Source organism: Actinomadura madurae (genome assembly GCF_047130825.1).
GTDB classification, from domain to species: domain Bacteria; phylum Actinomycetota; class Actinomycetes; order Streptosporangiales; family Streptosporangiaceae; genus Spirillospora; species Spirillospora madurae.
Map to the genome: position 1 here is coordinate 9,424,900 of NZ_CP083237.1, position 12,407 is coordinate 9,437,306.

Annotated in this window: 13 protein-coding genes; 7 read left to right on the forward strand and 6 right to left on the reverse strand. The window is 72.8% G+C overall.

Translation table 11 applies throughout. From position 1 onward, the window contains the following. The first annotated feature begins 50 nt into the window (after window positions 1-50). Window positions 51-578: a hypothetical protein gene (locus K8Z49_RS44160; protein ID WP_021597830.1), complete on the forward strand. Its 528-nt coding sequence runs from the start codon at window positions 51-53 to the stop codon at window positions 576-578. Here K8Z49_RS44160 and K8Z49_RS44165 read toward each other — a convergent pair. Beyond that, window positions 520-1,056: an RNA 2'-phosphotransferase gene (locus tag K8Z49_RS44165; protein ID WP_021597831.1), complete on the reverse strand. Its 537-nt coding sequence runs from the start codon at window positions 1,054-1,056 to the stop codon at window positions 520-522. The two genes, K8Z49_RS44160 and K8Z49_RS44165, sit on opposite strands and share 59 nt — an antisense overlap. 49 nt (window positions 1,057-1,105) lie before the next feature. After that, a complete protein-coding gene (gene rpsT, locus K8Z49_RS44170) occupies window positions 1,106-1,378 on the reverse strand; it encodes a 30S ribosomal protein S20 (protein WP_021597832.1) in 273 nt (90 codons plus the stop codon). A gap of 239 nt (window positions 1,379-1,617) precedes the next feature. Between rpsT and lepA the strand changes: the two genes are divergently transcribed. Then, window positions 1,618-3,462 (forward strand): translation elongation factor 4, encoded by a 1,845-nt coding sequence (gene lepA, locus K8Z49_RS44175; RefSeq protein WP_075019720.1) that lies wholly within the window; start codon window positions 1,618-1,620, stop codon window positions 3,460-3,462. Window positions 3,463-3,501: 39 nt separating this feature from the next. Here lepA and K8Z49_RS44180 read toward each other — a convergent pair whose 3' ends face one another. The 3 genes from K8Z49_RS44180 to K8Z49_RS44190 form a co-directional block, all read right to left on the reverse strand. Continuing rightward, on the reverse strand, window positions 3,502-4,014 hold the full coding sequence (locus tag K8Z49_RS44180) for a DUF4870 domain-containing protein (protein ID WP_083597187.1): 513 nt from the start codon (window positions 4,012-4,014) through the stop codon (window positions 3,502-3,504). A gap of 140 nt (window positions 4,015-4,154) precedes the next feature. Then, window positions 4,155-5,573, reverse strand: a complete 1,419-nt coding sequence (locus K8Z49_RS44185) for a hypothetical protein (RefSeq protein WP_412516937.1) — start codon at window positions 5,571-5,573, stop codon at window positions 4,155-4,157. 103 nt (window positions 5,574-5,676) lie between these two features. Beyond that, the gene (locus K8Z49_RS44190; protein ID WP_024934611.1) at window positions 5,677-6,561 is read right to left on the reverse strand and encodes a hypothetical protein; all 885 of its coding nucleotides are present in this window, start codon (window positions 6,559-6,561) and stop codon (window positions 5,677-5,679) included. Between the two features lie 171 nt (window positions 6,562-6,732). Between K8Z49_RS44190 and K8Z49_RS44195 the strand changes: the two genes are divergently transcribed. Both K8Z49_RS44195 and hemW read left to right on the forward strand, forming a co-directional pair. Then, the gene (locus K8Z49_RS44195; protein ID WP_075019723.1) at window positions 6,733-7,173 is read left to right on the forward strand and encodes a hypothetical protein; all 441 of its coding nucleotides are present in this window, start codon (window positions 6,733-6,735) and stop codon (window positions 7,171-7,173) included. Between the two features lie 39 nt (window positions 7,174-7,212). Further along, window positions 7,213-8,421: a radical SAM family heme chaperone HemW gene (hemW, locus tag K8Z49_RS44200; RefSeq protein ID WP_024934610.1), complete on the forward strand. Its 1,209-nt coding sequence runs from the start codon at window positions 7,213-7,215 to the stop codon at window positions 8,419-8,421. On the opposite strand, the gene K8Z49_RS44205 is transcribed toward hemW, so the two are convergent. Further along, window positions 8,418-9,233 (reverse strand): DUF3097 domain-containing protein, encoded by an 816-nt coding sequence (locus K8Z49_RS44205; protein ID WP_412516938.1) that lies wholly within the window; start codon window positions 9,231-9,233, stop codon window positions 8,418-8,420. The genes hemW and K8Z49_RS44205 overlap by 4 nt on opposite strands. A gap of 203 nt (window positions 9,234-9,436) precedes the next feature. Here K8Z49_RS44205 and hrcA point away from each other — a divergent pair, with 203 nt between their 5' ends. The 3 genes from hrcA (at window position 9,437) to K8Z49_RS44220 (ending at window position 12,406) form a co-directional block, all read left to right on the forward strand. After that, window positions 9,437-10,447 (forward strand): heat-inducible transcriptional repressor HrcA, encoded by a 1,011-nt coding sequence (gene hrcA, locus K8Z49_RS44210; RefSeq protein WP_024934608.1) that lies wholly within the window; start codon window positions 9,437-9,439, stop codon window positions 10,445-10,447. Continuing rightward, window positions 10,448-11,584 (forward strand): molecular chaperone DnaJ, encoded by a 1,137-nt coding sequence (gene dnaJ / locus K8Z49_RS44215; RefSeq protein ID WP_021597210.1) that lies wholly within the window; start codon window positions 10,448-10,450, stop codon window positions 11,582-11,584. 90 nt (window positions 11,585-11,674) lie between these two features. Then, the gene (locus K8Z49_RS44220; protein WP_412516939.1) at window positions 11,675-12,406 is read left to right on the forward strand and encodes a 16S rRNA (uracil(1498)-N(3))-methyltransferase; all 732 of its coding nucleotides are present in this window, start codon (window positions 11,675-11,677) and stop codon (window positions 12,404-12,406) included. Window position 12,407: the final 1 nt, after the last annotated feature.

Genomic DNA, 12,407 nt, shown 5'->3' on the forward strand with positions numbered 1-12,407 from the left:
CGTTGATTTTATAGTTCTGCTTTAGAGTCGCGGGCTGGAGAGTTGTGGGCATGGACATCGAACCGCGGCTCGGCGTCGACTTCGGCCGGGTCATCCACGGCGGGCTGCTCGCCCCCGGCGACGACGACACCGTGTTCCTCGACGGGACCTTCGAGGAGGCGCTCGCCTCGTCCGCGACCGAGGGCGTCTACGAGGTGCTGCCCGGCCTGGTCGAGGCGTTCGGGGGGCGGGCCTGGATCATCTCCAAGTGCGGCGAGCGGGTGCAGAAGAGGACGCTGGCCTGGCTCGACCACCACGACTTCTACGCGCGGACGGGCATACCGAGGAGCAATGTCCGGTTCTGCCGGAAACGGCGGGACAAGGCGCGGCACTGCGCGGAACTCGGGATCACCCACATGATCGACGACCGGCTGGACGTGCACGACGCCGTCCGCGAGATCGTGCCCTACCGGTACCTGTTCGGGCCGAAGGCGGGGCCCGACTGGGTGCGGCACGTGCCGGACTGGGACGCCGCGCGGGTCATCCGCGAAGATATTCCGGTGGAACCGAGTCGACCAGCCACACGCCGTTCGCGCTGACGCGGAACTCGTGCCCGCCGGCGGCCATCCGCGCGGCCTCGACCACGAGGACGACGGGTTCGCCGCGGCGGGCGCCGACGCGCCGGGCGGTCTCGCGGTCGGGGGAGAGGTGGACGGCGTGCCGTTCCATCGGCAGCAGGCCGTCCCGGAGGATCGCTTCCACGAAGCGGCCCACGGTGCCGTGGTAGAGCAGGTCAGGCGGAGGCACGACCGGCAGGCCCAGGTCGACGGGGACCGAATGGCCCTGGACGGCCCGGATGCGGTTCCCGTCCAGTTCGTAGCGCCGCTTGTCGTTGGCGGCCACGACGTGCTCGATCTCGTCACGGGTGAGCGCGAACCCGTGGCGCGCGGACGCGGCGATGAGGTCGCCGACGTCCGCCCAGCCGCCCGGATCGAGCGTGAGGCCGATCCGCTCCGGGCGGTGCCGCAGATGCTTGGCGAGATACTTGGAGATCTTCACCAGCCGGCGTTCGTCCATCGGACATGCGTCGGGGCCGGCGTGACGGCCGGCCCCGTGCGTGCGGCTCTTACTCGGCGGCCTGCAGGGCGGCGGCGCGCTTGGCGATCGCCGACTTGCGGTTGGCGGCCTGGTTCTTGTGGATGACGCCCTTGCTGACGGCCTTGTCCAGCTTGCGGGCGGCCTCGCGCTGGGCGGCGACGGCGACATCGACGTTTCCGGCGTCCGCGGCCTCGCGGAACTTGCGGATCGCCGTCTTCAGCTCGGACTTCACGGCCTTGTTGCGCAGGCGGGCCTTCTCGTTCTGCTTGTTGCGCTTGATCTGGGACTTGATGTTAGCCACGTCGTAGTGCCTCAGCTTGGTTGCGATCCTTGCCTGCGGGCGGGCAGGCGCCAACGGGAATGTCTGAACGGGGGCGGGACGGTGCCCCCGGGGCACGACGCTACGCCACACGCAGTCGCACAGCCTACCAATCACCGGGGCCCGGCCCAAACCGGGCCGCGCACGGAGCATCGCGCCGGGCATGGGACCATGGGACGCACAGATCTCTGTCAACCAGTGAGTTTTGCGAACGGACCCCGGTGCCAGCGCCTCAGCCCGACAAGACCGATCCCGCGATCATCCGCAACTTCTGCATCATCGCGCACATCGACCATGGCAAGTCGACCCTCGCGGACCGGATGCTGCAGCTGACCGGTGTGGTCGAGGGGCGCCAGATGCGCGCCCAGTACCTCGACCGCATGGACATCGAGCGCGAGCGCGGCATCACCATCAAGAGCCAGGCGGTCCGGCTGCCCTGGACGTCCGGCGGCACCGACCACGTCCTGAACCTGATCGACACGCCGGGGCACGTCGACTTCTCCTACGAGGTGTCGCGGTCGCTCGCGGCGTGCGAGGGCGCGGTCCTGCTGGTGGACGCGGCCCAGGGCATCGAGGCGCAGACGCTCGCGAACCTGTACCTGGCCCTCGAAGCCGACCTGCACCTGATCCCCGTCCTCAACAAGATCGACCTGCCGGCGGCGCAGCCGGAGAAGTACGCCGAGGAGCTGGCCGGGATCATCGGCTGCGACCCGTCGGACGTGCTGCGCGTGTCGGGCAAGACCGGCGAGGGCGTCCGGGAGCTGCTCGACAAGATCGTCGAGGAGGTGCCGGCGCCGGTCGGCGACGCCGACGGCCCCGCCCGCGCGCTGATCTTCGACTCGGTCTACGACACCTACCGGGGCGTCGTCACCTACGTCCGGATCATGGACGGGCACCTGTCGCGGCGCGAGAAGAGCCTGATGATGTCGACCGGGGCCGCGCACGAGACCCTGGAGGTCGGCGTGATCTCCCCGGAGCCGAAGCCCGTGCAGGGCCTCGGCGTCGGCGAGGTCGGCTACCTGATCACCGGCGTGAAGGACGTCCGGCAGGCGCGGGTCGGCGACACCGTGACCATCGCCTCCCGCCCGGCGCCCGAGGCGCTCGGCGGCTACCGCGACCCGAAGCCGATGGTGTTCTCCGGCCTGTACCCGGTGGACGGCGACCAGTACCCCGAGCTGCGCGACGCGCTCGACAAGCTGCGGCTGAACGACGCCGCGCTGGTCTACGAGCCGGAGACGTCGGCGGCGCTCGGGTTCGGGTTCCGCTGCGGCTTCCTCGGCCTGCTGCACATGGAGATCGTCCGGGAGCGGCTGGAGCGGGAGTTCGACCTGTCGCTCATCTCGACCGCGCCGAACGTCGTGTACCGGGTGGTGATGGAGGACGGGTCCGAGCACGCCGTCACCAACCCCAGCGAGTTCCCCGAGGGCAAGATCGGCTCGGTGTACGAGCCGGTGGTGAGGGCGACGCTGCTGTCCCCGTCCGAGCACATCGGCGCGATCATGGAGCTGTGCCAGGGCCGCCGCGGCGTGCTGCTCGGCATGGACTACCTGTCGGAGGACCGGGTCGAGATCCGCTACACGCTGCCCCTCGCCGAGATCATCTTCGACTTCTTCGACCAGCTGAAGTCGCGGACCCGCGGGTACGCCTCGCTCGACTACGAGCCCAGCGGCGAGCAGGAGGCCGACCTGGTGAAGGTCGACATCCTGCTGCAGGGCGAGTCGGTGGACGCGTTCAGCCAGATCGTGCACCGGGACAAGTCGCGCGAGTACGGGCTGATGATGACGTCCAAGCTCAAGGAGCTCATCCCGCGGCAGCAGTACGAGGTGCCCATCCAGGCCGCGATCGGCGCCCGGATCATCGCCCGGGAGAACATCCGCGCGATCCGCAAGGACGTCCTCGCCAAGTGCTACGGCGGCGACATCTCCCGCAAGCGCAAGCTGCTGGAGAAGCAGAAGGAGGGCAAGAAGCGGATGAAGACCATCGGGCGGGTGGACGTCCCGCAGGAGGCCTTCGTCGCGGCGCTCTCCACGGGTGGCGGCGGCGACACCGACAAGGGCAGGAAGTAGCCGCCGTTCCCCGGTAGGGCCGCCGCTCCGGGAAAGCCGTTACTTCAGCAGCGGCCAGGCCACCGCGGACGGGACGCGGCGGAACTCGCCGCGGTTGGCCGCCCGTCCCGCGTACACGAGGAAGAACATCACCGCGGCCGTGAAGAGCAGCGGCACCCAGATGAAGAAGTCGACGGCCAGCGACAGCAGGCCGAAGACGACCCACACGGCGATCGCCGCGATGCCCATGTTGAGGCCCTGGGCGGCGTGCTTGCGGACGAACGGTGAGCGGGCCTTGCCGAGGTAGACCACGGCCGGCGCGATGGCGCCGACGAGGAACTGACCCACGTACGCCATCAGCGACCACGTCTTCTCGTCGTCGCTGACGGGGCCGAAGTGGCCCGGCATCTGGGCGGTGCCTCCGCCCTGGGGCGGCTGCTGCCATCCTGAGCCGGGCTGTGGCTGCTGTGGCTGCTGCCAGGCGTTACCGGGCTGCTGCCAAGGGGCCTGTTGCTGCTGCTGCCATTGGGGCTGCTGTCCCTGGCCGGGCGACGGGGGAGGCCCGTAGGCCATGGTGGACGTCCTCTCAAGGTTCGCTGTGCGAGCTGTTGGCGAACAGTATGACTCCTTGGACGCTCCTGGAGTTCGCACCGGTTCCGTCACATGGCCGGGCGCGTGGCCGTTTCGCGCCACGGGCCCGGCCGCGTGATGCGTCAGGGACGCCAGATGACGGCGGACGGCTCGGCGGGCGTGAGCGTGACCGAGCCGGTCCACGCGACGGACGACGGCCGCGGCAGGTAGGAGTCGTCCAGGAAGAAGCCCCGGTTGACGGACGTGACGGTGACGGGCGCGCCGTTGTCGCCCCACCCGGTCGGCCGCCGGACGGCCTCGATGCTCGCGATGTCGGAGACCGTCGTGCCCTCGGGCAGCTCGACCGTGGTGGCGGCGGCGCCGTCGCGTTCGACCGACCAGGTGGGCTCGTCGTGGTCGGAGCGGTAGAGCGTGGACGGGTCGGACCTGAGCCGGACGCCGAGCGCCACCCCCGGCGCGGAGCCGGGCAGCGTCGCCGCGCCGGTCGTCTTGGCGAACTCCGCGAAGAGGTACGTGCGGAGGTCGCCGACCTCGCGCGTCGCCGGATCGGACGGCTCCTCGATCTTGCCCTCGCGCAGCATCTCCTCGGCCGCGATCCGGTACGTCCACGGCTCGCGGTCCATGACGACCTCGCGGGCGCGCCCGTCCGGACGGGTCCCGGACGCGTCGAGCAGGAACCGCAGCGGCGGGTCCGGGGAGATCACGTCGCACAGGTTGTTGTTGTCGGTGCAGGTCTGCAGGACCGGGTGGTCGCCTTCGTAGCGGCCGGTGAACTTGAACGTCAGGTGCATGGGCGCCTGGTAGACGCCGCTGCCCTCCACCCGCTTGCCGGACGCGTCCACCTCGACCCGGTAGACCCATTCGATGTCGGTCGTCCGGCCCCAGCGGGCCATCAGGGCGGGCGTGTCGGTGCCGCCGTCCTCGTTGCTCCACACCATCGAGTACTCGATGACGCGATGCCCCGGGGTCGCGGCGGGGCGGGTCTCGTGCCAGGCGACCAGCGGGGTGTCGGTCCTGGCGTTCTGGTACGGGTCGCCGAACGGCCAGCCCGTCCGCCCGACGATGACGGGCGCGTGGCGCAGGGCGAGCGCGTCCGCCTCGGGCATGGCCACGCGGGGGCTCTGGAGGGTGACGCTGCGGGCGGCCGGGGCGCTGCCCTCGGCGAACCGCAGCGTCACCGTGTGGCGGCCCTCCGCGACGTGCCCCAGGCCGAGGCTGCGGGGGATCGGCGCGGACGAGGGGACGACGAGGTCGGTCACGTGGCGCCCGTCGACGGCGACCGACACCACGGCGGACTCGGCGCCCGCGCGGGCCCAGGACACGCCGGGGGCGGACGCGGCGAAGGAGATCACGGCCTCCCCGTCCCGGCCGGCGGTGAAGGGCAGCGACCGGGCGGGTCCGCCGCGGTGGACGGTGATCGCCGCCCCGGCGACGTGGGCGGGGGCGGCGGCGCGGGCGGGGGTGACGGCGAGGGCGAGGGGAGCGCCGGCGAGGGCGGCGCCGGTCATGGCGAGGACGGCATGACGCGCACGGCTTCTCATGATCGGCGAACCTAGAGCGGCGGAGTTGCGTTCCGGTGACGGCACGGTCCCCTGTGGGTGTCGGCTTCGTGCGCGCCGGGGCGCGGCCGTCGCGACCGGGCCGTCAGGATCCGGCCCACAGCGGCGCGAGCGCGTCGGGCAGCCGCAGCGCCACTCCGGTGAACCGGTCCGCGGGGCCGGGCCGGTCGGGCTCGTACAGGGTGAGGCCCGAGGCGGCCAGCCGGACGGTCCGGCCGCGCCGGACGATCTCGTGGCCGAGCTCCCGCAGCAGCGTGACGACGTCGCGGGCGGGCTCGTCGAGCAGGTCGACGCCGTCGAGCCGGAACCGCATCTCCGGGTTGCCGCTCCAGCCCGCCGCCCGCGTCCCGAAGATCTCGGCGAGCCGCTCCACGCCGTCCTCGCCGCGGCCGGTGGACAGCGCGAGCGTCCCGCGCCCCACCCGGACGCTGCGGTGGTCGGCCCAGCCGCACAGGAACGACGTCTTCGGCGGGCGGGTGCCGCAGCGCTCGGCGACCGCGCCGAGGGTCGTCCAGGCGTCCGCGGCGCGGGTGGAGAACAGCAGGTTCGCGTCCGGCAGCAGGGCCCCGCGGCCCGGCTCCAGCGTGATCACGAACGGCGGCACCCGCCCGGGGAACCGGGCCGGGTCGGCCTCCCGGAGCGTGACGATCCCCTCCCACTCGACGGGGTCCTCCACCGCGAACCAGGTGATCACCGACTCCGCGCCGAACTCGCGGAAGGTCGCGTCGGTCAGCCGCTCGGCGACGGCCTCCCGCAGGCCCTCGGCCGTCTCGGCGAGCCGGCGGCGCCACCACGCCGGCTCCGGGTCGCCGCGCCCGCCGGCCGACCAGCGCGTCCCGGCCCCGGCGAAGTCGGAGCGCTGCTCGGCGCCCGCGCCGTCGACCACCACGCAGTGCCACCCGTCCGGTTCCCCGCGCACCACCACCCGCGCGGGCACCCGGTCACGCCCGGCCACACCCTCGTTCCGCATCCGGATGACTTTATCCGCATTCATCATGGTCGCTCAGGCGGTCGCGCGGCCCCGCGGCCGCGTCCGCCGGGGCGACACGGGCGCCCGCCGCCGGGCGTGGCGGTGTTCGCCGGTACGGTCGGACGGGTAGCGTGCCTGATCAACCGACCGCGACAGTCCTCCGGAGGCAGCGTGACCCAGCCCGAGCAGGTTCTGCGATCCGAAAAGGAGCGGGAGACGGTGAACGGCGCCGTCCGCGCGCTGCGCGCCGCCGCCCCCGCGGGCTGGGAGCGGCTCGACTTCGAGTTCCGCGCGACGGTCGGCATCGACAGCGCCTCCTTCGAGGTCGAGGACGCCGGCGGCGGGCGCCGCACGGCCCTGCCGCCCGGCCAGGCCGTCGGGCGGATGGACGAGCTGCGCCGCGTGATGTACCGGGCCGACAAGGGCGCGTGGTTCACCGCGCGCCTCCAGGTCGAGCGCTCCGGCCATTTCAGCGCCGAGTTCGACTACGACGGCGAGCCCGAGTTCACCCCGCCCCTCGCGCCGTCCGCCTACGCCCTGGACCTCGACCGCTTCCCCCGCGCGGACGAGCACATCCCGGACTGGCTCCGCGCCAAGCTCGGCGAGGCCTGACCGGACGGAGCAGCCCCCGCGGCGGGGCAGACTTGAGGGGTGCCCTCGACGCTTCCTGATGGTGACCCAGTACCGGCGGACGGTGCGCTGCCCGCCAGCGCCTTGGAGGGGCTGGGGGAGCGGCCGTTCGCTTTCTACGTGCACGTCCCGTTCTGCGTGACGCGCTGCGGGTACTGCGACTTCAACACCTACACGGCGACGGAGCTCGGGCCGGGCGCGAGCCGCGACTCCTACGCCGCCACCGCCATCGGCGAGGTCCGGATGGCGCGTCGGGTCCTCGGCGACGTGGACCTGCCCGTGGAGACGGTCTTCGTGGGCGGCGGCACCCCCACCCTGCTCCCGCCGGACGATCTGGGCCGCGTCCTCGCGGCCGTCGACGCGGAGTTCGGCCTAGCCCCGGGCGCGGAGGTCACCACGGAGGCCAACCCCGAGTCGGTGGACGAGGCGTACCTCCACCGGTTGCGCGAGGCCGGTTTCACGCGCGTCTCCTACGGGATGCAAAGCGCGCGCGAGCACGTCCTGGCCGTCCTGGAGCGCACGCACACGCCCGGACGGGTCCCGCAGGTCGTCGAGTGGACGCGCAAGGCGGGGTTCGAGCACGTCAACCTCGACCTCATCTACGGGACGCCGGGGGAGACCGACGACGACTGGAGGGCGTCCGTGGAGGCGGCGCTGGCGGCGGAGCCCGACCACGTCTCGGCCTACGCGCTCATCGTCGAGGAGGGCACCCGCCTTGCGGCCCAGGTGAGGCGCGGCGAGCTGGCCGCCCCGGACGACGACGCCATGGCCGACCGCTACCTGATCGCCGACGAGCTGTTCAGCGCGCACGGCCTGCACTGGTACGAGATCTCCAACTGGGCCGCCGACCCCCGCGCCGCCTGCCGCCACAACATGCTCTACTGGACGGGCGCCGACTGGTGGGGCGTCGGGCCGGGCGCCCACAGCCACGTCGGCGGCACCCGGTGGTGGAACGTCAAGCATCCCGCCGCGTACGCCGCCCGCCTCGCCGAGGGCACCACGCCCGCGCACGCCAGGGAGATCCTGGACGACGACGACCGCCGCTTCGAGCGCATCATGCTCGAACTGCGCCTGGCGCAGGGCTGCCCCGCCACCCTCCTGGACGACAAGTCCGTCCGCAGGGCGATCGACGACGGCCTGATAGAGCCCGCGCCCTACCAGCAGGGCCGCGCCGTCCTCACCCAGAAGGGGCGCCTCCTGGCCGACGCCGTCCTCCGAGACCTGGCCTAGGGCGCCGTGACGAAGTCGATGAGTTCCTCCACCCGGCCCAGGAGGGCCGGTTCGAGGTCGGTGTAGGTGTCCACCGAGGCGAGGATCCGCTTCCAGGCGGCGCCGGTGTCGTCGCCCCAGCCGAGCTCGGCGATGACGCCCTCTTTCCAGGGGACGCCGCGGGGGATGCGGGGCCAGGCGCCGATGCCCACGGCCGCGGGCTTGACGGCCTCCCAGATGTCGATGAACGGGTGGCCGGTCACGAGCACGTGCGGGGAGGTGACCCGAGCGGCGATGCGCGACTCCTTGGAGCCGTCCACGAGGTGGTCGACGAGGACTCCGAGGCGGCGCCCCTCGTCCGGCGCGAACTCCTCGACGATGGCGGGCAGGTCGTCCACGCCTTCGAGGTACTCCACGACGACGCCCTCCACGCGCAGGTCGTGGCCCCAGATCTTCTCGACCAGCTCGGCGTCGTGGACGCCCTCCACGTAGATGCGGCTCTCCTGGGCCACCCGCGCCCGGAGCCCCTGGACGGCGATGGACCCGGACGCCGAACGCGCCGGCTCCCTGGGCGCGGCCTCCGGCCGGACCAGCGTCACCGGCCTGCCGTCGATGAGGAACCCGGACTTCGTCAGCGGGAACACCCGCCGCTTGCCGAACCGGTCCTCCAGGGTGACGCCGGACTTGTCGCAGGCGACCACGGCGCCGCAGAAACCGCTGTCGGGGTCCTCGGCGACGAGCCCCGGCTCGGCCGGGACCTCCGGGATCAGCCCCTTGCGGGGCCTGCGCCAGTCGCCGGCCAGCACGTCGTTTCCGTAGTTCTTACTCCGCACGGGTCCGCACATTAACCCGGCGGGACGCCCGCGCGGCGTCGTCCCTCGTTCCTCGGCGTGGCGCGGACGTCCGATACGGATAGGATCGCGCAGCCGCACGGGGCGGCCGCGGGCACGCCGGAGGGCCTCCCGGGGCCGTACACTTGGCACTCGGGAGTATGGAGTGCCAGCGGCGCACCCGGCCGACGAAGGAGGTGGGAAACGTGCTGGACGACCGGAAGCTCGCGGTCCTGCGCGCCATCGTCGAGGACTACGTGTCCACCAACGAGCCGGTCGGCTCCAAGGCGCTCGCGGACCGGCACAACCTCGGCGTGTCGCCGGCGACCATCCGCAACGACATGGCGGTCCTGGAAGAGCAGGGCTACATCGCCCAGCCGCACACCAGTGCCGGGCGGGTCCCCACGGACAAGGGCTACCGGCTGTTCGTCGACCGGCTGTCCACGATCAAGCCGCTGTCGGTCGCGGAGCGGCGCGCCATCGAGACGTTCCTGTCCGGCGCGTACGACCTCGACGACGTCGTCGGCCGCACGGTCCGGCTGCTGGCGCAGCTGACGCGGCAGGTCGCCGTGGTGCAGTACCCGTCGCTGACCCGCTCGACGGTGCGGCACGTGGAACTGGTCCCGGTCGCCGAGGGCCGGCTGCTGCTCGTCCTGATCACCGACACCGGGCGGGTCGAGCAGCGCGTCATCGAGACCGGGCCGATCTCCGAGGAATCGATCGGGCACCTGCGGGCGTTGCTGAACACATGCCTGGACGGGCTGGGCCTCGGCGACGTCCCGGCGGCCGTCGCGGACCTGCCCGACAGGGTGGGCCCGGACGACCGGCCGGTCGCCGCGGCGGTCCTGTCGGTCCTGCTGGAGACGCTCGTCGAGAAGCACGAGGAGAAGATCGTCTTCGCCGGCGCGGCCAACCTCGCCGCCGTGGACTTCTCGCAGAGCCTGCGGGAGGTGCTCGTGGCGCTGGAGGAACAGGTCGTCCTCATGCGGCTGCTCGGAGAGACCGGCGACTCCTCTACAGTTACGGTGCGGATCGGCACCGAGAACCCCGACCAGGGGCTCAAGTCGACGTCGGTCGTCGCCGCCGACTACGGGGTGGGCGACCTCACCTTGGCCCGGCTGGGAGTGCTCGGGCCGACACGCATGGATTACCCCAGCACGATGGGAGCGGTACGGGCAGTGGCACGCTACGTGGGACAGATCCTGGCGGGGTCGTAAGTGGCGAACGACTACTACGCGACCCTCGGCGTCCGGCGGGACGCCAGCGCCGACGAGGTCAAGAAGGCCTACCGCCGGCTCGCGCGGGAACTCCACCCGGACGTCAACCCGGATCCGGAGACCCAGGAGAAGTTCAAAGAGATCACCCAGGCCTACGAGGTGCTCTCCGACCCCAAGAAGCGCGAGATGTACGACCTCGGCGCGGACCCGTTCGCGGCCGCGGGCGGGGCGGGCGCCGGCGGGTTCGGCGGCGCCGGGTTCCCGTTCAGCGACATCATGGACGCCTTCTTCGGCACGGCGACCTCGCGCGGCCCCCGGTCGCGGGCGCGGCGCGGCCGGAACGCGACCTTGCGGGTCGAGCTCGACCTCGCCGAGACCGCGTTCGGCACGACCCGGGAGCTGTCCATCGACACCGCGGTCGCCTGCGCGACGTGCGAGGGGTCGGGCTGCGCGCCCGGCACGCACCCGGAGACGTGCGACACCTGCCACGGGCGCGGCGAGGTGCAGCAGGTCCAGCGCTCGTTCCTCGGTCAGGTCATGACGGCCCGGCCGTGCCCGGCGTGCGGCGGCTTCGGCTCGCTGATCCGCAACCCGTGCACCGAGTGCTCCGGTGACGGCCGGGTCCGCACCCGGCGCACCGTCAAGGTCAAGATCCCCGCGGGCGTGGAGAACGGCATCCACATCCAGCTCGCCGGCGAGGGCGAGGTCGGCCCCGGCGGCGGCCCGCCCGGCGACCTGTTCCTGGAGATCGTGGAGAAGCCGCACCCGATCTTCGAGCGGGAGGGCGACGACCTGCACTGCACGGTCGAGATCCCGATGACGGCGGCGGCGCTCGGCACCAGCGTCACGATCGAGACGCTGGACGCGGCCGAGAGCGTCGACATCAAGCCCGGCACGCAGTCGGGGCAGGTCATCACGCTCTACAACCGGGGCGTCCGGCACCTCAACGAGAGCGGCCGCGGCGACCTGATGATCCATGTGAACGTGGAGACGCCGAACCGGCTCGACGAGGAGCAGGAGGACCTGCTCCGCCGCCTGGCGGCGCTGCGCGGCGAGGAGCGCCCGCCCGGCAAGTTCGCCCCCGGGCAGCGCAGCGGGGTGTTCTCCCGCATCAAGGACGTGTTCAACCAGCACTGAAGCGCAGTGGCGGAGGCCTACCGGGAGGGCCGCCGCGGCGACACCGAGCAGGGCGGCACCGGGGATCGCCCGTGAGCGAACGGAGACCGCATGAGCCCGCCGGTCTTCCTCGCCGGGACCGACGCGCTCCGGCGCGACTCGGTCCTGCTGGACGGGCCCGAAGGGCGGCACGCCGCGACCGTGCGGCGGCTGCGGCCCGGTGAGCGCGTCGACCTGACCGACGGCGAGGGCCTGCTGGCCGAGTGCGTGGTCACCGCCGCCGACCGGGCCTCCCTCACGCTGGACGTGCTGGCCCGGCACCGGCAGCCCCCGCCCGCGCCGCGCATCGTGGTCGTGCAGGCCCTGCCGAAGGGCGACCGGGGCGAGCTGGCGGTCGAGACCATGACCGAGGTCGGCGTGGACGAGATCGTCCCGTGGCCCGCGGCGCGCTGCGTCACCCGGTGGAGGCCGGAACGGCGCGAGAAGGCCCTCGGCCGCTGGCGCGCCGCCGCGCGGGAGGCCGGCAAGCAGGCCCGGCGCGGCCGGCTGCCGGTGGTGGCGGACCCGGCGTCCACCGACGACGTCGCCGGCCGGATCGGCGCCGCGTCCCTGGCCCTCGTCCTGCACGAGGAGGCCGCGGCGCCGCTGAGCGCCGTGCGGCCGCCCACGGACGGCGAGATCGTGCTCGTGGTCGGCCCCGAAGGCGGGATCACCGAGGAGGAGCTGGAGCTGTTCGCCGGGGCCGGCGGGCGGGTCACCCGGCTCGGCCCGACGGTGCTGCGCACCTCGACGGCGGGCGTCGCGGCGGCCAGCGTGCTGCTGGCCGCCACCGGGCGCTGGTAGC